Origin of the sequence: Leuconostoc sp. BM2, assembly GCF_002095565.1 — a bacterium.
In the GTDB taxonomy this organism is placed as follows: domain Bacteria; phylum Bacillota; class Bacilli; order Lactobacillales; family Lactobacillaceae; genus Leuconostoc; species Leuconostoc falkenbergense.
This window is the reverse complement of sequence record NZ_MOWQ01000007.1, coordinates 52,058-74,569: the sequence shown is the minus strand read 5'-3', so window position 1 is coordinate 74,569 and position 22,512 is coordinate 52,058. Positions and strand designations below refer to the sequence as shown.

Sequence of the window (22,512 nt, the reverse complement as noted above, 5' to 3'; positions counted from 1 at the left end):
GATACAGCGTCAAAGCGCTAGAATTGTACATTTATAAGCCTAACATTTTGCAAAACCAATGTGAAGACATCGGTTTATTTTAGTAGTGCTTGATGACCAATTGCAGCATCATAAAAAGAAGCTAAATGCCTTGAAACACTTGACTTCTGGTAGAAAAAAACATGGGTGAGAAATCACTCATGTTTTTTACATCCAACCTAATGCACTTACAGCTGCATATACAACTGATCCAACCATTAAAATGACCATTAACCACGACATAACTAAAATCATTTTTTCAATGCGCGTGCGTGATTTTTTTTCGATTTTAGGGACGCGGTGCTGATTGAGTTGTGCATCAATCTCTGCTTGTAATTTTGCGTTTACCGGTCGTTTATTTTGGTCATCTGCCATTGATTTCACCTCTAATTTATTCTTATTTAGTGTATCATAAGTCACAAAAGATTTGAAATTTTTTATAAAATTAGTTAGAGTTAAAACACGAGGTAATTAAAAATGCAATGGTGGTATTGGCCATTAGGTGGCTTACTTTTTTGTTTGATATTAATAGGTGCTAATCAGTGGACAGCGATGAAAAAAATACGCTTGCATGTTTTGGACGTTATTACGTTACCTGTCTGGGTAATTGCACATTACACGATGGGATATGCGCTAGGCGTTAGCTATATCGAGTGGATTTTGCTTTTCTGGTTTGCTTTTGGGGCTATTTTAGCTTGGTTCTTATTACAAAAAAATTGGGATTGGCGCCATTTTTGGCATCGATATTGGCAATGGAGTGGCCTTTTTGGCATTGCGGTCATAATAGTTGTCATGATTTTGGGCTTTATTAACCACTGACCCCCACTTTTATAAAAGCAGTACTGTCATTGATGGTGCTGCTTTTTTTACGTGAAAATTTACTGATTGATGACAAATTTCAAAATAAGGTGGAGAGAAGTGGTGGAATGTGGTAAATTAATAGTATAGAATTTTAATGGAGGTGGTCCTATGTTTATGGGCGAATATTCACATACGCTCGATACGAAAGGACGCCTAATTATTCCGGCAAAATTCCGTAATCAACTTGGCGAAAAATTTATTGTTACTAAATGGATGGAAAAGTCTTTACGGGCTATGCCATTATCCGTTTGGGAAAAGTTAGAAAATCAGTTGAATCAATTACCAACTGGAAAAAAAGACGCGCGCTCGTTTAGACGTTTTGTCATGGCCGGCGCATTAGAAGCTGAGTTTGATAAGCAAGGTCGAATTATTGTACCAAGTAACTTACGAGAGTACGCATCACTAGAAAAAGATGTTATTGTAACTGGCGTTGGTGATTCTTTCGAAATTTGGAGTGCTGATACATGGGCTGCGTACACAGCTGAGACAGCCGAAAACTTTGATGATATTGCTGAGGGGTTAGTTGATTTTGATTTTTAATGTAACCAAATAGGTTGCCAGAAGGAAAGTGAGCTGAAATGACATTTGAACACGTTACGGTGCTATTGCATGAGGCCATTGAATTATTAGATATCAAGCCTGACGGTATTTATGTGGACGCAACGCTTGGAGGCGGCGGGCACACGGGTGAGATTTTAAAGCAATTAACAACTGGCAAGCTGTATAGTTTTGATCAGGATGATACAGCAATTCAATACAATATGACCCGCTATGCAGATGACATTGCACAAGGAAAATTAGTTTTGATTCATCAAAATTTTAGGACATTAACTTCGGCGCTAGCAACACGTAATATTCAGAATGTTGATGGCATTGTTTATGATTTGGGTGTCAGTTCAGTTCAATTTGATGATGGACAACGCGGTTTTAGCTATAACTACGATGCTGAATTAGACATGAGAATGGATCAAAGACAAACTTTGACTGCTAAAACAATTGTCAATGAATGGTCGTTTAATGAGCTGTTAAGAGTGTTGAGTCGCTACGGTGAAGACCGTTTTCCAAAACAAATTGCCCGTAAGATAGAGCAACATCGAGAAAACGGCCCTATTAACACAACGTTTGAATTGGTTGACATCATTAAAGAAGCAATTCCAGCGCCTGCCCGCCGTAAGGGAGGACATCCTGCTAAAAGAACATTTCAAGCGTTAAGAATTGCGGTTAATGATGAATTGGGTGCATTAGAAGACTCTTTAACGCAGGCATTGGACCTAATTGATCATAACGGTCGCATTAGTGTTATTACATTTCAATCATTAGAAGATCGTCTTGTAAAGCAAATGTTTCGTGAAAAAACTAGCGCACCTGAATTACCTGCCGGTTTACCTGTATTACCCGGACAATTTGAAGCTGAGTATGACGCACTGACCAGAAAACCTATTTTACCAAGTGCTGCCGAAATGAGTACTAATCATCGATCGGAATCAGCTAAACTACGCGGTATTCGACGCAAATAACTTAATTTAAGTTTTAAAACTAATTGTTACATCATCAGATTTTTGGAGAAAAAGCTATGGCACAAAATGCATACGAATACTCGTCAGCTGCTGCACAACAAGCACCACTCACGCAACCACGCTATCGCCAACGCAAAGCAATTAAATATAAAGCAGCAGTTTGGACCAAAAAGGAACGTGGGCTAGTTATCTTTGTGGCTGCAGTTGTCTTGTCATTGATGGTTGGTGCTGTTTTTACTAGTATGCAAATTACAAAAGCGACTAATAGTACGACGGCTATTGAAACAAAAATAAGCAATACGAAACAAAACAATGATGATTTACAAACTAAGATTCAAGATGTCACTAGTAAATCAAATCTAGATAAGGTTGCAAAAAAATACGGCATGACACTGTCAGATGATAGTGTACGCAATATTAATCAATAATTATGAAAAATAAAGTGAGACGGATACCAAATAAAAGAATCACGAAGAATGCCAAAATTTTTGGTGGGTTGTTGCTGTGTGGCACAACAGTGGTGATTTTAATGCTTGGTATTCGTTTTTTTGTTATTGCAGGGAATAAAGCCGTTGATGGGCATAACCTAACAAAAGCGACACGAGAAGCTTTTATGGGGAAACAAAACATTATTGCTAATCGTGGTAAAATTTTTGACGCCAATGGACAAGTATTAGCCGAGAACACAACGGTTTACAATGTCTACGCAGTCTTGGACAAAAATCAAAAAGACGCTGACGGCAAACCAGATTATGTGACGGATGCGAGTGAAACAGCTCAGAAATTAAGCACGGTCATTAACCTAAAAGAAAAAGCGATTTACAAACGATTGAAAGCTAAGCAATTTCAAGTAGAGTTTGGATCAGCTGGTAAAAGTCTGACAATTGCACAACATAAGAAAATATTGGCTATGAAGCTTCCAGGCATAAAATTCACATCACAAGCAGCGCGTGTTTACCCCAATGATCAAATGGCATCTCATCTGATTGGAAACATTAAGTATAGTGAAAATGTCAGTGGTCAGTCAACAATGACTGGCATGATGGGAATTGAAGCCGCCGAAAACTCGGTATTAACTGGTAAAAATGGTATTAAAAGTTACGAAGGTCAAAAAGAGAATAACAAAAATAGTCGAACCGTAAAAAATGGGGATGACGTGTATCTTACTTTAGATGACAGTTTGCAAAACACATTAGAAACCCGTATGGATACATTGATTAAAGATACGGAGGCAAAAACAGCAGTTGCAGTATTGATGGAAGCAAAAACAGGGCGAATTGTTGCAGCAACACAAAGGCCAAATTTTAATGCTAATGACAAATCTTCGAATCCGGAAACTTGGCAAAACCTACTTGATCAAGGTGCCTTTGAGCCTGGTTCAACTATGAAAGCTATCACGTTGTCGGCTGCTATTGATACAGGAGAGTGGCGACCCAATGATACCTATCAATCGGGAACATTTTTAATTGATGGCAAGAAAGTTGTTGATGCTTTTGGCCAAGATGCTGGTATGTTGACCTATCGGGAAGGATTTTGGCGATCGTCTAACGTTGCTTTTGCCCGCACTGAACAAAAGTTGGGTGCGGTAACATGGCGTAAGTATTTGACTCGGTTCCGTTTTTTACAGTCTACTAAATCAGGTCTCAATGGTGAAGAAGCTGGTTCTATTTCATTTACTTATCCGATTGAACAGGCCAATACAGCTTATGGTCAAGCCATCAACGTGACACCATTACAACTGATTCAGGCGTTTTCAGCGATTGCCAACAATGGTAAGGAAATTAAACCTTATTTTGTCGATAAAGTAGTTAACTCTGCGACTGGTGCAATTGTCAAGGAAGGAAAAACAACAACTGTTGCCCACCCAATTAAAGCAAGTACGGCTGAAAAAGTTCGTGAATATATGATTGATGTTGTAAATCAGTCTACTGGAACTGCTAAGGAATTTGATTTGCGAGATGCTGGATATCAGATTGCTGCTAAAACTGGAACTGCTCAAGTGGCAGAAAAAGGTCAATACCTAGATGGTCTGAAAAATGCAATTCATTCAGTCGTTGTATTAGCACCGGAAAAAGATCCAAAATATATTTTTTACATGGCTGTTAAACAACCAAAAGTTTTCCCAGATGCAACAATTCAAACCACAATGAACAAAGTATTTAGGCCGTTAATGCTTCAAGCTTTGAATAATAGCAGTAGCGCTGTAAAATCTAAGACAACGAAACAGACGGTGCCTAATGTTGTGGGCCAATCAATCACTGCTGCCAAAACAACATTAACTAAAGCAGGTTTCCGAGTGGCTGTTGTTGGGACAACTGGAAAAATTAAATCGCAATCGCTGTTACCTGAACAAAAAGCATTGACCAATCAATTAGTCATATTAAAAGCGCAGGGTACCACGAATATGCCTGATATGACAGGGTGGAGTTTAACAGATGCACAGTCGTTTGCGAAGCAAATTGGCTTCACGTTGACTTGGAAAGGGTCTGGCTACATTACGAGTCAAAGTGTTGGTGCTAATCAGTTGGTTGTCAAAAGCAGTCAAGTAGCGATTGTATTGAAAGAGAAGGAGTAACAGGGAGAAATGACAGAAAATCTATGGACTTTCGCACGATCGTTTATCGTGACAGTTATTTTTATGCCAGCATTGATTAACTTTTTGAGGCATTCTAAGGAGCAGGCAGTAATCCGTAAACTGGGTCCTGATCATCAGGCCAAAGCAGGGACACCAAGTATGGGCGGTGTATTATTTGTATTAGCTGCTGTGATCAGTGCCGTTGTTGGTGGGGTAGCAAGTGAGGGGTGGCATGGCTTCATGTTACAATTGATGCCGATTTTGGCATTTGTGGCGTTTGCCATTATTGGAGGTGTGGATGACACACTGAAAATATTGAAACATGCAGATGATGGTTTTAGGTTTAAGCCAAAATTGTTAGCACAAACACTTAGCGCTTTGGTAGTCATGATTGTTATGTGGTTTATGAATGTGCCGTTTGTACTTAATGTACCGTTTGTTGGCCATATTTATTTGGGTGGTTTTTATTTCATTTTCATGTGGTTCTGGCTGGTAGGGTGGTCAAATGCCACTAACTTAACAGATGGGCTTGATGGGTTACTAACTGGTATTAGCATTATTGTTTATGGCACCTATACATGGATTGCAATGGCAATGCATAGTCAGTCGATCGTGATTTTTAATATCGCAATTATTGGTGCATTGGTTGGCTTCTTGATTTATAACAAACCTAAGGCCAAAATTTTCATGGGAGATACAGGATCGCTAGCTTTAGGCGCTGGATTGGCAATTGAGACAATCTTGTTGGGTATTCCATTTTCTCTAGTTTGGTTTGGTATTGTCTTTGTAATCGAAACGTTATCGGTCATTATTCAAACCATAGGTTATCACTTTTGGCACAAGCGAATCTTCCCAATGGCACCAATTCACCACTCATTTGAAAAATTTGGTTGGCGTGAATGGCAAATTGATATACTATTTTGGATTGTAACTCTCCTAGTAAGTATTGTAGGGATTTTATACATGAGTTGAGACGGTGATAGCCGTGTACATAAATAAAGAAATCAGGTTAAATCATGCAGGCACTGGATTTTAAAAATGAAAAAATTATGGTTTATGGTTGGGCACGTTCTGGCAAAGCAGTGACTAAGCTTTTATTAGCACTTGGTGCTGATGTTACTGTTGCAAATGACGGCGATTTTCAAGAAGACGATGATTTTCTGACTTTGCAATCTCAAAGAGTTACTTTTATATCGCAAGCTCAAGATGTGCATCTTGATAACAGTTTCAAATATCTGGTGAAAAATCCAGGTATTAATTACGACCAGCCATTGGTACAAAAGGCGCTTGTCTTGAAAATTCCAATTTTAACAGAGGTTGCCGTGGCGTTGAGTACATTCAATGGCCGATTAATTGCGGTGACAGGATCCAATGGTAAAACGACAACGACTTCCTTGATTCGTGATATGCTCAAGTCGGATGAACAGCCGGTCACGACAGCCGGCAATATTGGCACGCCGGTCAGTGAAGTCGTTGCTAATTTAACTGAAAAAGATACATTATTGTTAGAATTGTCCAGTTTCCAACTAATGGGTATACCAGATATTCGACCAGATATTGCTGTTGTGACCAATATTTTTTCTAATCACTTGGATTATCACAAAACTAGAGATAATTACGTAGCTGCCAAATTTCAGATTACACGCCATCAAACTAAAAATCAGTATTTAATTTTAAATGCTGATGGCCCAGATACCCCAAATTTTGCTGCTAAAACGCACGCGAAAGTGCTAACGTTTTCTCGTCAACAAAGTGGTTTGCAGGCAGAAATTAAAGATGATCAACTATTGATTAACGGCGATGCAATAATGCCTGTAACTGACATAAAGCTAGTGGGACCCCACAATTTGGAAAATGTTTTAGCAGCAGCAACAGCTGCCAAACTAGCTGGGGTGAGTGATCGCGCGATTAAAGATGTGTTGAAGACTTTTGGAGGGGTTGAACATCGTTTGCAGTATTTATTTACTGTGAATGGTGTAAAGTACTATAATGATTCAAAAGCCACCGACATTGAGGCAACACAGACAGCATTAAATAGCTTTGATCAACCAACAATATGGATTGGTGGTGGGTTAGACCGCGGTGATGATTTGTCACGCATGGTACCTAATTTAAAACATGTGAAAACCGTAATCGCTGTTGGACAAACGCAACAAAAAATTGTTGATTTGGCAAACCAAGCCGATAAAACAGTCATTACTGTTAAGGATGTTATGGCAGCGGCGCCAGAAGCAGTGAAGTTAGCACGTCCGGGCGACGTGGTATTACTATCACCAGCTCATGCCAGTTGGGATCAATTTAAGACATTTGAAGAACGCGGTGAAAAGTTTGTCGCTGCACTAAAAGAAGCACTTAAAATTTGAAAGGAGTCGTTATGAAAATTATTTTATCTGGTGGTGGAACAGGTGGTCATATTTATCCGGCGCTTGCTTTAGCTGAAGTGATTCAAAAGCATGAACCCGATACAAAATTTTTGTATGTGGGATCAGAGCGAGGTGTTGAATCTAATATTGTTCCTGCAACAGGAATGGCATTTGAGCGCCTAACTGTTCAGGGTTTCAAGCGGTCACTATCTTTAGATAATGTTAAAACGATTTCTCTGTTTTTAAAAGCCGTTCGTGAGGCAAAAAAAATTCTTAAAGAGTTTCAGCCGGATGTCGTCGTTGGCACTGGCGGATACGTCAGTGGGGCAGTTGTTTATGCAGCCCAACGATTACATATTCCAACGGTCATTCATGAACAAAATTCAGTTGCTGGTGTTACAAATAAATTTTTGTCTCGTGGTGCGACGCGTATCGGTGTTGCTTTCGATGTTGCGTTATCACAATTTTCCAAAGGAAAAGCAACGGTGGTTGGAAACCCAAGAGCACAGCAAGTTGCTTCACTCAAGTCAAATTTCTCATGGCAACAGATTGGCTTGCGCGATGACAAACAGACTTTGCTAATATTTGGTGGGTCTCAAGGTGCGCCAGCTATTAATTTAGCAGTTATTGATGCTTTAGAAACATTTAATCAACGAAGCTATCAAGTTGTGTTTGTTACTGGGCCAAAACGTTATGATAATGTCCTTGCAAGAATGACTACACAACCAGCTGAAAATGTCAGAATATTACCTTATATTGACAACATGCCAGAAGTTATGGCACAAACTGATGCGATAGTGGCAAGGGCTGGCGCGACATCAATAGCAGAAATTACAGCGCTGGGTATTCCGTCTATTTTAATTCCGAGTCCCTTTGTGACAGGTGATCATCAGACTAAAAATGCGCAAAGTTTGGTTGATGCTGGTGCTGCATTGATGATTTCCGAGCCATCTTTGTCAGCAGTTACGCTAACTCAAGCTGCCGATACATTGTTATTAAATGACAAGGTGAGTGAGGCGATGGCAGCTCAGGCAACTAAAATTGGTGTGCGCGATGCTGGCGAAAGACTTTATGCACTGATTCTTGATGCAATTGGAGAATGATGAAAGAAGATGTACCACAATTAAAACATATTGTAAACAAGAAACGACCGTTACAACTTTGGCTGAGTTTAGCGGTTTTTGCTGTTTTGATTGGCGGTTTAATATTGATTTTACAACCTTGGCGTACGATTAAAAATGTGTCAGTTGCGTCAACGGTCGTTTCTAAAGAGCAAATAAAAAAATATGTTAATGTTGATCAAACGACACCGTATTGGCGTTTGGTTGGACAACAAGCTTTTATTGAAAATCGACTGCAATCACAAAACAATAAAATAGACTCGGTAAAAGTGACTTTAAATGATGGCGATGTGTTGTTTACTGTTGTTGAAAGAGTCAATGCTGGATTTGTTCAACAAAAAGGACAGTGGTATGCTATCAATCAGCAAGGAAATCGTCATTCAGTCAGTCAACCAGATGGTGATGCACCAGTTTATACAGGCTTTAAGAGCGATGACACATTGGCTAAAACGGCTGTCACATTTTCCAATTTTGAAGCATCTTTGCGACAAAATATTAGTCAAATAATATTTTCGCCTACAAAAGAGAACCCGAAACGCCTAAAAATTATCATGGCTGATGGTAATACTGTGCTGGCAACGACAACAACATTTGGTCAAAAGATTGTTTATTATCCTGGTATTGCAGCACAAATGAAAGCAAAAGGTGTGGTTGACCTACAATTTGGCGCTTTCTCATATAACTATAAATCTTAAATATGAAACGTACTGAAAAACTAGAATTGGGTCGCAAAATATTGCGATTTTATGTTACTATTAGTATTAGGTATATTTTGTAAAAATAATTAACAAAGGGGCACAACGCATGAATAATTCAGGCGTGACGGTTGGATTGGATATTGGAACCACTTCAATTAAAGTTGTCATTGCACAAACTGCTGGGAATCAATTTAATGTGATTGGTGCGGGAAGCGCCCCTTCACGTGGCTTACGCCGTGGCGTGATTGTCGATATCGATACGACTGCCGCTGCGATTCGTGAGGCGATTGATCAGGCACAAGAAAAAGCAAATATTAAAATTACCGATGTTGTGGTTGGTGTTCCAGCTAATCAAGTTGAAATTATCAATGTTAATGGTCTGGTATCTATTGCCAACCAAAATAAGCGCATTACTTATCAGGATGTTCAAAATGTAGCGCAACAAGCATTATCAAATGGCTTGCCCGCAGACCGTGATGTGATTGAATTAGTCGCTGAAGAGTTCGTTGTTGACGGATTTGATGGCATTAAAGATCCTCATGAAATGATAGGTGTAAGGCTTGAAATGCATGGGGTGGCCTATGTTGGACCTAGCAAGATTCTTGATAATACGCGAATGGCAATTCAAAAGGCCGGACTAAATTTGCAAGAATTTATTCTGTCACCATTGGCTCTTGGTACAACTATCTTGAATGACGGCGAGCAAGACTTTGGTACTGTTTTGATTGATTTAGGTGGCGGACAGACTAGTGCTGCTGTTATCCATGATCGCAAATTGAAGTACACGTTTGTCGATATTGAAGGTGGTGATAGTGTCACCAAGGATATCTCAACTGTGCTTGGCACTTCTTACATCAATGCTGAAAGAATAAAACGTGATTACGGCTTTGCTGATCCATTGCAAACCGACCAAGACAACGATTTTCCAGTCGAAGTTATTGGTGAGGTTGTACCAAAACAATTTGACGAGAAGTATTTATCGGAAATCATTGCGGCTCGCTTAGAGCAAATGTTTACGCGAATATTTGATCATTTACAACAGGTTAATGCTTTGAATATGCCAGGAGGCTTTGTTTTAACTGGTGGCAATGCAGCGCTGCCAAAAATGGTTGATTTTGCCAAACAATTATTGGGCGATAATGTTCGTTTGTTTGTACCAGATCAAATTGGTTTGCGACATCCTTCGTACACGCGTGCTTTGGCATACTCAGTGTTTGCATCTAGAGAAAACATGGTGCAACAGGTGATTAAACAAACGATTATGAACCGTCGTGAGGTTACACCTAATCCTGAACCAACACCAAGTGAGGCACCACAACAAGAATCATATGACAGTTATCAATACGTCGATGATGCCACTGTGGCACCTCGTGAAGGCTGGTTTGGAAAAATTCGCCAAAAGATAAACAATTTATTTAACGAAGATTAAAAAGACACTTAAGGAGACAACTCATGGATTTTTCAATTGATGATACCCAAGAAGCGGGTGCAATCATAAAAGTTATCGGTGTTGGTGGTGGTGGCTCAAATGCTGTTAACCATATGATTGAAGAAGGCGTCAGTGGCGTTGAATTTATCGTAGCCAATACTGATGTACAAGCACTAGATAAGTCAAAAGCCGATACAAAAATTCAAATCGGTCCTAAATTAACCGGTGGCTTGGGAGCAGGCTCGAATCCAGAGCGTGGTACTAAAGCTGCTGAAGAATCAACTGAAGATATTGCTAATGCCTTAGCTGGTGCCGATATGGTTGTGATTACTGCAGGTATGGGTGGTGGAACTGGTAATGGTGCAGCTCCTGTCGTTGCACGTATTGCTAAAGAACAAGGCGCATTGACCGTTGCGGTCGTTACACGACCATTTAAATGGGAAGGCCCAAAGCGCGGACGTTTTGCTGCTGAAGGATTACAGGCTTTGTCAGAGTCTGTTGACTCATTAATCGTGATTACTAACGAACGTTTGAAAGATCGTATTGACCTTCGTACACCACTATCTGAAGCATTTAAAGTAGTTGATGAAGTTGTGGCACAAGGTGTTCGAGGCATTTCTGAGCTGATTACCAATCCTGGTTTCATTAACTTGGACTTTGCTGATGTGAAAACTGTCATGCAAGATGCCGGACCTGCTTTGATGGGTGTTGGTCAAGCAAGTGGCGAAACCCGTGCAGCTGACGCAACAAAACAAGCTATTTCGTCACCGTTGCTTGAAGTCGACATGTCAGGTGCGGAAGACGTTTTGCTTAATATCACCGGTGGTCTAGATATGTCATTGTTTGAAGCACAAACGGCTTCAGAAGTCATTAGCCAAGAAGCAGGACGTGACGTGAACGTTATATTTGGAACATCAATTGATGAAGATCTTGGTGATTCAATTCGCGTGACAGTTATTGCGACTGGTCTTCAAAATACTAACGATAAATCCAAACAATCTGCAGCCAAGAATGTAGCACCAGCTGCTTCAGTTTTTGGCACAGCAACGTCGACTGAGTCGGCAGCGCCTTCGTCTGCTTCATCAGTTTTTGAAAAACCAGCGACAGCATCACCAGCCCCCAAAGTGACACCAACACAAAACGATCCATTTGCTGATTGGAATATTGGCGGCACAACCAAAGACGCGTTTGCTGAAGATGATCGTTTTGATGGCGTTCAGAAGCAATCATTTGATGTCTTTAATACACCGAGCTCAAGTGCTGCGGTGGATTTGGGCAATGATGACGACACTGACCAACCACCATTTTTCAAGAAACGTTAAGGAGAACTCATGGCATTAGGGGACACAATTAAACGTCTATTTAGTAATGAGGAAGATTATTACGAGGATGAAGGGTATGATCAACAATCATACCAAGAACAGCCACAACCACAGCCTGTTCAGCAACAAGCAAATACTTCCCAACAACGATTTACACGACCATCAACTACTACACAACAAGCCAATTCAGACTTTAATAGTGCGAATAGTAAAATTGCATTGTTTGAACCAAAAGTATATTCTGATTCTCGAGCGATTGCTTCACAAATTTTGGGTGGTGAAGCAGTGATTGTCAATTTCACGCAGATTGATGAAGCACAAGCTAAACGAATTCTTGATTTTCTGGGTGGTGCTGTTTATGCTGTTAACGGTGAAATCGAACGTATTGGACAATCAATTTTCTTGGTCACACCAAATACGTTTGAAATTTCTGGAACTTTGACAGATAATCTTGAGCCCAACAGTAGGTACTAATTCATGATTGCAGAAATTGTCATATGGTTGTTTCGATTAGTGCAATATTATGAATATGCAATTGTTATTTATATTTTAATGTCTTGGCTACCAGGGGCTCGTGAGTCTGGCTTGGGCCGATTCTTGGGCCGTATTGTCGAGCCATATCTACGAATTTTTAGGTTCATTCCACCAATTGGGATGCTTGATTTTTCACCGATTGTCGCAATTTTGGCTTTGAATTTTGCACGTAGTGGTTTGCTACATTTAGTTTCGATATTCCTATGAGTAATGACGTGCTAAGTATTTCACAACATTTTCGTGAGTACGAGCAGCCTTTCATACAACAAGTTCTGGATTGGGTAAAACAGGCTGATGATGACTATCGCTTAATTCTGACGCGATTTTTAAATCCGAGAGAACAATACATTCTACAAACATTGATTAACCGTCAGTCTGGATTGCGAAGTTATTTGTATGGTGGTGTGGATGGCGCCGAAAGTCAAAGGGCAATCATTGCACCAGAAGTATTTGAAGTAAAACAAGAAGATTTTGAAATTGGGTTACTAACTGTACAATATCCAAAAAAGTTTGCCACGTTACATCATTCGACAATTTTGGGCAGCTTAATGCACTTGGGTATTAGTCGGGATGTACTTGGCGATATACTATTTGATAATGAAGAAACGAATTGGCAAATCATTGTCGATCAGAAAATGTTAGCTTATATCCAGCAAACCGTTACAAAAGTTGGACGAGTTGCTGTTAATCTGAAAGCGCAATCGTTAAGTGAAGCCCTGCCTGTTTTAACTAATTGGCAAGAGCAATTTGCTTTAATGTCATCTTTGCGACTTGATGTTGTCATATCATCTGTTTTTCAACTGTCACGTAGTGATACTAAGACACTTATTGAAAGTGGTCAAGTTCATGTGAATTGGATGCTTGCGCAAAAAACCAATTTGGAAATTGCTGTAAATGATTTGATATCAGTTAGAAAACATGGTCGTGCACAAATCAAGTCACTAGATGGTCGGAGTAAAAAAGATAAATTGAAAGCAATTGTCAATGTTGTACAAAGATAGTAATGTCAGGCTTCTATCTAATTTAGACTAGGCATGATAAAATTATGAAGTACAATTATGTTAAAGGAGAAAGTTATGGCATTATCACCAGATGAAATTTTAAATCACGAATTTACAAAAAAAGGCAGTAAGGCTTATGTTGCGACTGAAGTTGATGCTTTTTTGGATCAAGTCAATAGTGATTATGAAGCGCTAATTGCTGAGCGAGATGCGCTTAAAGTACAACTTGAGCAGTCGAAATCGCAAGTCGAGGCGCTAGAAGCCAAGCGTGAGCAAGTTAATCAGTCTATTTTTGTCGCACAAGAAGCAGCTGACCGATTGAAAAAAGACGCTGATGTTGAAGTGAAAAAGCAATTGACGCATGCACAAGAAGCGGCTACTAAAATCATCAGTGATTCTCGTGTTAAGGCAGAAGCGGAAGCAGAACGTTTAGCACAAGAAAACGCAGAATTAACTAATGAGCAAAACCAATTACGTACAGAAGTTGAAAGTTTTAAAAATTCCTTCTTGCAATTATTAACAGCACAGCGTACACTATTAGAAAATGATGAGTTAGCAGAAGCTGTTCATCGTTTACCAATTGGTCAAGTAACAGCCAATCGCATTGGTAAAGTTGCTGAAGCAGCACCAGTTGAAGTTTCAAGCCAGTCAGAACAAGAGTCAGATGAACAGGAAACAGCAGAAGCCCAAGGGCCGGTTGTAGTGTTTCCAGAATCAGAAGACCAAGCGGACAATCATTAATAATTATAAAAAGCGTAACACAGCAAAGTTGGCATATATACGTGCAGCGAGTCATGGTGGTGGAAGATGACCGTCCCTGATGCCAATCAGATCAGTTACTAGTTTTGTTTAGCTGAAATTTTAGTAAGCTAGAACGGCGCAGGCCGTTAATACTGATTTGAGAGTAATAATGAAGATTAGTTATTACTAAACATTGGGTGGTACCACGTGAAAACGTCCCTATGCAGATGATGCATAGGGACTTTTTTTATCATTATTTTAAATGATTGTTGTCGATTAACTTTTTTAGGAGAATGAAATATGAAGTATAAAGATACGTTGAATCTTGGTAAAACGGCTTTTCCAATGAGAGGGTCGTTGCCTAAGACGGAACCAGAACGTCAGGCAAAATGGTATGAGGAAGACTTGTATCAGCAACGTTTGGCCCAAAATGAGAAGAAACCTCATTTTAACCTACATGATGGACCGCCATACGCAAATGGTAATATTCACATTGGTCACGCCATGAATAAAATTACCAAGGACATTATTGTACGTTATAAGAACATGACTGGCTTTTATGCGCCTTATGTTCCCGGTTGGGATACTCATGGTTTGCCAATTGAACAACAATTGACAAAAGCAGGTCATGATAGAAAAAGTATGCCTAAATCAGAATGGCGTAATTTAGCTAAAGAATTTGCTTTGCAACAAGTTAATAAGCAACGTTCGGATTTTAAACGTTTGGGTGTGTTAGGCGATTGGGAAAATCCATATATTACATTGAAGCCAGAATTTGAGGCAGCGCAAATTAGAGTTTTTGGTGCAATGGCTGGGAAAGGCTACATCTTTAGAGGTGCGAAGCCAGTGTATTGGTCATGGTCGTCTGAGTCAGCTCTTGCTGAAGCTGAAATTGAATATCATGACATTGATTCAACATCATTGTTCTATGCCAATAAAGTAAAAGATGGCAAAGGTATTTTGGACGATAATACTTACTTTGTGGTCTGGACAACAACGCCGTTTACTGTTACAGCCTCTCGAGGTATTACGTTAGGGCCTGAATTCGAATACTCAGTTGTGATACCAGCTGGCGATACGAGACAATTTGTTGTTGCGACTGAACTACTCGATTCAGTCGCACCTAAGTTTGGTTGGGAATCATATGAAACGGTCGCAACCTATAAAGGCCAAGAGCTTGATCGCATTACAGCCTATCATCCTTGGGACAGTGAGCATGAAGAATTAGTGATGAATGCTGATCATGTTACGCTTGATTCAGGAACTGGCTTAGTTCATACAGCACCCGGATTTGGTGAAGATGATTACAACGTTGGAAAAAAGTATGGCTTACCCGCTGACGTAACAGTAGATTCAAAGGGTTATATGACAGCCAACGCGGGTGCTGACTTTGAAGGCAAATTCTATGATGATGTTGTTGGTATTGTCATCAACAAATTAACGGATGCTGGGTTGTTCTTGGCAAAAGAAAAGATTACCCATTCTTACCCATTTGATTGGCGTACCAAAAAACCAATTATTTGGCGGGCAGTGCCCCAATGGTTTGCTTCTGTGGCCAAGTTCCGATCAGAAATTTTAGCCGAGCTTGATAAGGTTACATATTTCCCAGATTGGGGTAAAGTTCGATTGCACAATATGATTCGCGATCGCGGTGATTGGGTTATTTCACGACAACGTGTTTGGGGTGTACCATTACCAATATTCTACGCAGAAGATGGTACAGCTATTTTGGACGAAAAGTTGATCAACCACGTCGCTGATTTATTTGCTGAGTATGGTTCGAATTATTGGTTTGAACATGATGCTAAAGAACTTTTGCCAGAAGGTTATACTAATGAACATTCACCAAACGGTGAATTTACTAAAGAAGAGGATATCATGGATGTCTGGTTCGATTCTGGTTCATCGTGGAATGGGGTTTTGAATACACGACCTGAATTAGATTATCCTGCTGATATGTATTTGGAGGGGTCTGATCAGTTCCGTGGTTGGTTTAATTCTTCTTTGATCACATCTGTGGCCGTAAATGGCATTGCGCCATACAAATCTATTTTGCACCAAGGCTTTACATTAGATGGTAAAGGCAACAAGATGTCCAAATCTCTAGGAAATACAATTTCGCCACTTGAAGTAGCTGACAAAATGGGAATTGAAATTCTGCGTCTTTGGGTGACGTCGGTTGACACGTCACAAGACATGCGTGTTTCAAATGAAATTTTGAAACAAGTGTCAGAGAGTTATCGAAAGTTGCGCAATACGTTACGTTTCTTGCTGGCAAATACCTCTGATTTTGATCCAAAAGAAGATGGTGTGTCATATCAATCATTGGCAGCACATGATCAATATTTCTATGCCTTAGAAAATAATTTTGTTAAAGATGTGCGCAATGCTTATGATAATTACCAATTCAACGATGTCTTTAAGCGTGTGATTAACTTTGTCAACGTTGATCTATCAGCCTTTTATCTTGATGTGGCTAAGGATGTTGTTTATGTTGAGGCACCTACTGGGCAAGCTCGTCGCTCAATGCAAACAGTCTTCTATAAGATTTTGACTGATTTGACGCGATTGTTGCTACCAATCTTACCTCACACAGCTGAAGAAGTATGGGAATATCTTCCTTATGAAACAGCACAATTTGCTTATTTGACTGATATGCCTGATGTTCAAGATCTAGGTGATACGACAGTTTTGTTTGAACAGTGGTCAACCTTTATGAGTCTTCGTGACGCTGTCAACAAGGCACTTGAAGAAGCACGTGAAACCGACTTAATTGGTAAAAATGCTGAGGCTTCTTTGACGCTTTATCTGACGACTGAACAACAGTTATGGTTAAAAGATTTGAATGCGGATGTCCGTTTGTTGTTAATGGTGTCACAACTTCATTTGGAATCATTGGAAAGTGCGCAAAATGTACAAGACTTTGCAGGTTGGCACATTACTGTTGCTCACGCCACAGGTCAAGTATCGCCACGAGATCGCCTGTATCATGACGATATTGGTTCTGACACTGATTTTCCAGAATTGTCAAAGCATGAAGCAGATATTGTCCGTGAGTTTTATCCAGAAGCCCTAACTGAGGGACTAGAATAGTATCAAAAAACATCACAATTCACAATTGTGATGTTTTTTTGATCGTTTTGGAAAAGTATGAACAAACTGTGAAAGCGTTTACATTTGATTGAAAACATGCTATGATAAGGCTATAAACGAAATGATTTTTTAAAGGAGAAACATATTATGGCAACTAAAACAATTATGCTAGCTTGTGCAGCTGGTATGTCAACATCATTATTGGTAGCAAACATGCAAAAGGCCGCCGCGGCTCAAGAAAAGGATTACGATATTTTTGCAACTTCAACGTCTGATGTTGACGCTAAGCTAAAAGAAAAGCATCCTGATGTTGTGATGCTTGGACCTCAAGTTGCTTATATGAAAAATGAGGTTAAGGGACACACAGATGCCGCTGGTGTGCCAATGGATGTCATCAATATGATGGATTATGGCATGATGAAGGGCGACAATGTTTTGAAGTCTGCCGAAACATTGATGGGAGTTTAAGATGGCCGATTTGATGCAAGACGAAGCACGAATGCAAGTTGTGATGGGTCTGATTATGCATGGTGGCAATGCCAAGTCGCAAGCTTTTCAGGCAATTCAGTTGGCTAAATCAGGTGATTTTGAGGGTGCACAAGCAGCAATTGATGAAGCTGATAAATCACTTAAAGAAGCACATGATGTTCAAACGGACATGCTAACACAAGAAGCACAAGGTAATCATACTGAAGTTGACTTGTATATGGTTCATGCCCAAGATCATTTGATGAATGGTATTACTTTTCGTGATTTAGCAGTTGAAATCATTGCACTTTATCGCAAATTGGCAGAGAACTGATTGAAAGCTCGCTTTTGCGGGCTTTTCTTTTACAAAATAATTGCTAAATGAACCTAAGAACTGGAGAAGATAACAAATGACAACAGGTTATAAAATGCCACAAGATTTTTTATGGGGCGGTGCAGTAGCAGCACATCAACTAGAAGGTGCTTGGAATGTTGACGGCAAGGGTGTCTCAATTGCTGATGTGATGCTGGCGGGAAAAAACGGTGTTAAACGCGTTGTAACAGACACTGTTTTACCAGATGGTAATTATCCTAATCATAGAGGCATTGATTTTTATCACTCGTTTCCGCAAGATTTTGCATTGATGAAAGAATTGGGGATGAAAGCGTTTAGAACATCTATTGCTTGGACGCGAATTTTTCCAAACGGTGATGAGGAAACACCTAATGAAGCTGGCTTGGCATTTTATGATAATATGATTGATACGATGATTGATAATGGCTTAGAGCCAGTCATCACGTTATCTCATTTTGAAATGCCATATCATTTAGTGACTGAGTATGGTGGATGGCGTAATCGTAAAATGATCGACTTTTTCACTAAATTTGCACGTGTGGTATTCGAACGTTATGGTGATCGCGTCAAGTACTGGATGACTTTCAATGAAATTAATAATCAAACCTCTTGGATGGATTCACATCCAATGCTACAAAACTCTGGGTTGAAAGATTATCCAGCAGAACAGGCACAAGAATTGATGTATCAAGCCTCACACCATGAGTTAGTTGCCTCAGCCTTAGCAACTAAAATTGCCCATGAAATCAATCCAAACATCATGGTAGGCGATATGATTGCGATGAACCCCGTTTATCCTGCAACATCAAACCCAGAAGATATTTTGATGGCACAGAGAGCGATGCAAACACGTTATTATTGGGGTGATGTCCATGCGTTGGGAGAATATCCTAACTGGCTGTTGAAATTCTGGTCACACAAAGGGTTCGATATTAAAATGGCACCTGAAGATGCTAAAATCTTAAAAGAAAACACCGTCGACTATGTGGCGTTTTCTTACTACATGAGTTGGACTGTTTCTGCAACTGGCGATGACTATTTAGAATATGATGAAGAAGCTAACCACGGCGATAATCCTTACCTTAAACAATCAGATTGGGGTTGGCAAATTGATCCAACAGGTGTTCGTTATGCGATGAATTGGATGTGGGATCGTTGGCATAAAAAAATGATGATTGTTGAAAATGGTTTTGGTGCTTATGATAAATTGACCAGTTCAGGTGAAATACATGATCAGTACCGGATTGATTACTTCAAAGGACATATCAAGTCCATGGAGCAAGCAGTTGCTTTAGATGGTATTCCTCTAATCGGGTATATGCCGTGGTCTGGTATTGATATTGTTTCCGCTTCAACTGGCGAAATGGCCAAACGTTATGGTTTCATTTATGTTGATTTAGATGATATGGGCCAAGGTACGGGAAAACGCTACAAAAAGGATTCATTTGATTGGTACCAAAATGTCATTGCAACCAATGGTGAAGTATTATAAACTTTCAAAAGCTGGTGAAATGCTAGCTTTTTTGCATTCGATACATGGCTTTGATACACTGAATATTATAAATGTCTAGTATTTGGGGGAGAAAAATATGATTCCAGAAAAAGCCACGCAGCTGCCTAAAACGGCTAAAATTGTTTGGTTAATTCATGATGTCATCGCTTTGTTGTTTTTAGTAGTCGTGGAAATAATTATTTACATGCTTTTTTTGCGCGGTAATTTTCATCAACTAGCAATGATGATTTTAATCATTATGGTTTTGATAGCTATTTTGCCTGTTATACACATGACGCTAATCCCTTATTTTTATCGATTTAGACGTTACGTGATTGATGATCAGGCGGTTTACATTTATCATGGTTTTATTTTCAGAAAGTCTGAATCAATTCCACTGAATCGTATTCAAAATGTTGATACCAAACAGGGACCGATTTTACGTTATTTTAAATTAATGGATTTATCTATTGAAACAGCGGCACATGGGTTCCAAATTGAGGCTATTGGTGAAGTAACAGCTAAAAAGTTGAGAGGTCAATTAGTCGAAGCGGCTTTACACGCCCGTGAGGTAGCTTCAGATGACTAAACAGCATCAAAGTTGGTTTGCCATTGTTGTTAATTTTTTTAGTCACATCAAAATAATGATTTGGCCAATTATATTGGGCTTGTTCAATATTAAAAACGATGGCGTGATTTTTTTGCCTTTGATAGTATTAGGTATATTTGTCGTATTTATTGGTAGCGCTTGGATTCAGTGGTTATTTTTTACCTTCGAATTTGATGACAATGAGCTATCAGTAAAACAGGGTATTTTTAATAAAAAGCAAGTTCATGTGCCTTTTGAGCGTATTCAAACTATTTCTAGAACGATGCCATTTTATTATCAACCATTTCAATCCGTGCGTTTACAAATTGACACTTCAGGGCAAGGAAAACCAGAAGTGGTCTTTGATGCTCTGAGTTTGACACAAGCTGATATTATCGAACAAAAAAGACGCAGTGCCCAAAATAAAAAAACCAGTGTTGAAGAAATTAGGCCAAAGCAATCTATATCAGAGCTAAGATATCATGTGACAAATAGGGACTTAATGTTATACGCTGTTACCTCACTGAGTGGTCTCGGTGGCTTTTTAGCTTTATTCACATTATGGACGCAAATTGACGATATTTTACCAAAACATCTCAAAGCGACATTCACGGATTTTGTGAATCATCAATCTATGATAGTATTGAGTTCTTTGATTGTAATTGGTCTATTTATAGGTATTGTCGTTGGATTTTTCAGGATTTATAATCAATATTTTGATTTTAAAGTTTTACATGAAGAAAATCATCTTGTGATTTCGCGCGGTTTACTAGCACGTAAAAGTGTCCAACTTAAGTTTAGTAGAATTCAGGCTGTTCAATTGCGACAAACTTTGCTGAGAAGAATGGTTAAGTTGATGAGTGCCAACGTTTTGCTTTCCGCAAGTCGAGATGAAGATGATAAGAAAACTGTACTGATTCCAGTAGTCAGTAGTCAAAAGGCAACAACTACGTTGCAAAAAGTTTTGGGAGTTGATGACTTTGATATCAAGCAGTGGCAACCTAGCGCTATTAAGACAGCTGCATGGTATCAGGTTAGATTTAGTTTATTGCGGTTGGCAACTATGATTGTTGTTTTGAGTGGTATTGTGATGATCTGGCTACCAAAATATTGGGATTGGCATAATATATTGCTCGGTATTTTGATTGCTTTGGTCGTGGTAGTGTTTTTGATTTTAAAAAACATAATGACAATCAAAGATCAAAAAATAGGATATTGTGAGTCTGTTATTTACTTGCAACGTAGCAATGGCTTAACTAAAGAGGGTTACTTTATCACGCGTGATAAAATACAAGGACTTAATACGCATGGTTTGTATACATTAGCAGCAAAAAAAGCAACACATCTTGACATTATTGTTCGTGATGATAATGGTGAGCACACCATACGGTTACGATATGTACCTGAACAGACAATAACAGTCCTTAACAAATGGCTATTTTTGTAACCAACAACTCATTTTTTAAAATTTTGATTGTAATAATTTAATCTTATGAAGAATTTTTGTTATTTTCTTGTTAATTTGGTAGAATAAATGATATATCAACTGGAGGATTTTTTTATGACGGAAAATGAGTAACTCACTAGTTGGCAGAATCAGCTTGTAAAAATTATTAATGATTTAAATACACCACACACGCTTGGTGGGATTACTAATGAGGCAAATCGCAAACATGATTCTTTTTTGGCGCGCCGTGCTTTAGATAATTTGATTATTTTGAGTGAAGAAATCAATATTGCACGTGAACAGCAAAATGATGTCAAGTAAAAACCCTTGACATAACTTACGAGTAGTGGCATAATTATCTAGTAGAATAAATGTGTATAAACACAAAGATAATTGGAGGACTACCACATGGCAGTTAAAATTCGTTTGAAGCGTATGGGTGCAAAAAAGCGTCCGTTCTATCGTGTCGTTATTGCTGATTCACGTTCACCTCGTGACGGTCGTTTTATTGAAACAGTTGGTACTTATAACCCAATCGCACAACCTGCTGAAATCAAGTTGGATGAAGACAAGATTTTGTCATGGTTAGGCAATGGTGCACAACCATCTGACACAGTTCGCAACTTGTTGAGCAACGCTGGTATTTTGGCAAAGTTTAATGACTCAAAGTCAGGTAAGAAGCCAGCTGCAAAGTCAGCAAAAAAGGCCACTACTAATCCTGCTACTAACAAGCCAACAGAAAAGAATACAGTTGCTGAAATCAAAGCATATTTGGATGCACAAGGTACTGAATATCCATCTTCTGCAAAGAAGGCTGATTTGTTAGCACTTGTTTAATTCAAAAAGTTAAAAAATGTTGCCATTAATTTGGCACATTTTTTTTTTGCC

The 22,512-nt window shown here is 39.2% G+C and carries 23 protein-coding genes; 22 read left to right on the top strand and 1 reads right to left on the bottom strand.

The genetic code is table 11. The features are described 5' to 3' along the window. Nucleotides 1-186: 186 nt before the first annotated feature. Nucleotides 187-393 carry a DUF4044 domain-containing protein gene (locus tag BMG01_RS03890; RefSeq protein ID WP_004914784.1) on the bottom strand — a complete coding sequence of 69 codons (207 nt, stop codon included), beginning with the start codon at nucleotides 391-393 and terminating at the stop codon, nucleotides 187-189. A 102-nt stretch (nucleotides 394-495) separates the two neighbouring features. On the opposite strand from BMG01_RS03890, the gene BMG01_RS03885 reads away from it, so the two are divergent. The 22 genes from BMG01_RS03885 (at nucleotide 496) to rpsP (ending at nucleotide 22,461) form a co-directional block, all read left to right on the top strand. Beyond that, entirely contained in the window at nucleotides 496-837 is a 342-nt protein-coding gene (locus BMG01_RS03885; protein WP_004914782.1) for a DUF3397 family protein, read from the top strand. Between the two features lie 150 nt (nucleotides 838-987). After that, nucleotides 988-1,419: a division/cell wall cluster transcriptional repressor MraZ gene (gene mraZ, locus BMG01_RS03880; RefSeq protein WP_004914780.1), complete on the top strand. Its 432-nt coding sequence runs from the start codon at nucleotides 988-990 to the stop codon at nucleotides 1,417-1,419. Nucleotides 1,420-1,457: 38 nt separating this feature from the next. Further along, on the top strand, nucleotides 1,458-2,396 hold the full coding sequence (gene rsmH, locus BMG01_RS03875; RefSeq protein WP_004914778.1) for a 16S rRNA (cytosine(1402)-N(4))-methyltransferase RsmH: 939 nt from the start codon (nucleotides 1,458-1,460) through the stop codon (nucleotides 2,394-2,396). 56 nt (nucleotides 2,397-2,452) lie between these two features. Then, nucleotides 2,453-2,824, top strand: coding sequence for a cell division protein FtsL (ftsL, locus tag BMG01_RS03870; RefSeq protein ID WP_004914775.1), 372 nt, complete (start codon nucleotides 2,453-2,455; stop codon nucleotides 2,822-2,824). Nucleotides 2,825-2,826: 2 nt separating this feature from the next. Further along, entirely contained in the window at nucleotides 2,827-4,971 is a 2,145-nt protein-coding gene (locus BMG01_RS03865) for a penicillin-binding protein (protein ID WP_036068165.1), read from the top strand. A 9-nt stretch (nucleotides 4,972-4,980) separates the two neighbouring features. Continuing rightward, complete coding sequence (mraY, locus tag BMG01_RS03860; RefSeq protein ID WP_004914772.1) at nucleotides 4,981-5,943, top strand: phospho-N-acetylmuramoyl-pentapeptide-transferase; 963 nt, start codon at nucleotides 4,981-4,983, stop codon at nucleotides 5,941-5,943. 44 nt (nucleotides 5,944-5,987) lie between these two features. Beyond that, nucleotides 5,988-7,334, top strand: a complete 1,347-nt coding sequence (gene murD / locus BMG01_RS03855; RefSeq protein WP_036068167.1) for a UDP-N-acetylmuramoyl-L-alanine--D-glutamate ligase — start codon at nucleotides 5,988-5,990, stop codon at nucleotides 7,332-7,334. A gap of 11 nt (nucleotides 7,335-7,345) precedes the next feature. Then, on the top strand, nucleotides 7,346-8,437 hold the full coding sequence (gene murG / locus BMG01_RS03850) for an undecaprenyldiphospho-muramoylpentapeptide beta-N-acetylglucosaminyltransferase (RefSeq protein ID WP_036068170.1): 1,092 nt from the start codon (nucleotides 7,346-7,348) through the stop codon (nucleotides 8,435-8,437). Then, complete coding sequence (locus BMG01_RS03845; RefSeq protein ID WP_004914767.1) at nucleotides 8,437-9,150, top strand: cell division protein FtsQ/DivIB; 714 nt, start codon at nucleotides 8,437-8,439, stop codon at nucleotides 9,148-9,150. Before murG ends, BMG01_RS03845 begins: the two co-directional genes overlap by 1 nt. Before the next feature lie 109 nt (nucleotides 9,151-9,259). Continuing rightward, complete coding sequence (gene ftsA, locus BMG01_RS03840) at nucleotides 9,260-10,582, top strand: cell division protein FtsA (RefSeq protein ID WP_036068172.1); 1,323 nt, start codon at nucleotides 9,260-9,262, stop codon at nucleotides 10,580-10,582. Between the two features lie 23 nt (nucleotides 10,583-10,605). Then, nucleotides 10,606-11,904 carry a cell division protein FtsZ gene (ftsZ, locus tag BMG01_RS03835; RefSeq protein WP_004914762.1) on the top strand — a complete coding sequence of 433 codons (1,299 nt, stop codon included), beginning with the start codon at nucleotides 10,606-10,608 and terminating at the stop codon, nucleotides 11,902-11,904. A gap of 9 nt (nucleotides 11,905-11,913) precedes the next feature. Beyond that, nucleotides 11,914-12,378 carry a cell division protein SepF gene (locus tag BMG01_RS03830; protein ID WP_036068174.1) on the top strand — a complete coding sequence of 155 codons (465 nt, stop codon included), beginning with the start codon at nucleotides 11,914-11,916 and terminating at the stop codon, nucleotides 12,376-12,378. A gap of 3 nt (nucleotides 12,379-12,381) precedes the next feature. Continuing rightward, on the top strand, nucleotides 12,382-12,645 hold the full coding sequence (locus BMG01_RS03825) for a YggT family protein (RefSeq protein WP_004914758.1): 264 nt from the start codon (nucleotides 12,382-12,384) through the stop codon (nucleotides 12,643-12,645). Continuing rightward, nucleotides 12,642-13,439 (top strand): RNA-binding protein, encoded by a 798-nt coding sequence (locus tag BMG01_RS03820; RefSeq protein ID WP_004914756.1) that lies wholly within the window; start codon nucleotides 12,642-12,644, stop codon nucleotides 13,437-13,439. The genes BMG01_RS03825 and BMG01_RS03820 overlap by 4 nt, the downstream gene beginning before the upstream one ends. Nucleotides 13,440-13,514: 75 nt before the next feature. Then, nucleotides 13,515-14,180 carry a DivIVA domain-containing protein gene (locus tag BMG01_RS03815; protein ID WP_036068176.1) on the top strand — a complete coding sequence of 222 codons (666 nt, stop codon included), beginning with the start codon at nucleotides 13,515-13,517 and terminating at the stop codon, nucleotides 14,178-14,180. Nucleotides 14,181-14,480: 300 nt separating this feature from the next. Continuing rightward, nucleotides 14,481-17,273: an isoleucine--tRNA ligase gene (ileS, locus tag BMG01_RS03810; protein ID WP_036068179.1), complete on the top strand. Its 2,793-nt coding sequence runs from the start codon at nucleotides 14,481-14,483 to the stop codon at nucleotides 17,271-17,273. 147 nt (nucleotides 17,274-17,420) lie between these two features. Next, entirely contained in the window at nucleotides 17,421-17,741 is a 321-nt protein-coding gene (locus BMG01_RS03805; RefSeq protein WP_004914747.1) for a PTS sugar transporter subunit IIB, read from the top strand. 13 nt (nucleotides 17,742-17,754) lie between these two features. Continuing rightward, a complete protein-coding gene (locus BMG01_RS03800) occupies nucleotides 17,755-18,075 on the top strand; it encodes a PTS lactose/cellobiose transporter subunit IIA (RefSeq protein WP_031941278.1) in 321 nt (106 codons plus the stop codon). Nucleotides 18,076-18,151: 76 nt separating this feature from the next. After that, nucleotides 18,152-19,588 (top strand): 6-phospho-beta-glucosidase, encoded by a 1,437-nt coding sequence (locus BMG01_RS03795; RefSeq protein WP_036068181.1) that lies wholly within the window; start codon nucleotides 18,152-18,154, stop codon nucleotides 19,586-19,588. A 97-nt stretch (nucleotides 19,589-19,685) separates the two neighbouring features. Further along, nucleotides 19,686-20,177 (top strand): PH domain-containing protein, encoded by a 492-nt coding sequence (locus tag BMG01_RS03790; protein ID WP_036068183.1) that lies wholly within the window; start codon nucleotides 19,686-19,688, stop codon nucleotides 20,175-20,177. Continuing rightward, nucleotides 20,170-21,624 carry a PH domain-containing protein gene (locus tag BMG01_RS03785; RefSeq protein WP_036068184.1) on the top strand — a complete coding sequence of 485 codons (1,455 nt, stop codon included), beginning with the start codon at nucleotides 20,170-20,172 and terminating at the stop codon, nucleotides 21,622-21,624. The genes BMG01_RS03790 and BMG01_RS03785 overlap by 8 nt, the downstream gene beginning before the upstream one ends. Before the next feature lie 408 nt (nucleotides 21,625-22,032). After that, on the top strand, nucleotides 22,033-22,461 hold the full coding sequence (rpsP, locus tag BMG01_RS03775) for a 30S ribosomal protein S16 (protein ID WP_004914736.1): 429 nt from the start codon (nucleotides 22,033-22,035) through the stop codon (nucleotides 22,459-22,461). Nucleotides 22,462-22,512: the final 51 nt, after the last annotated feature.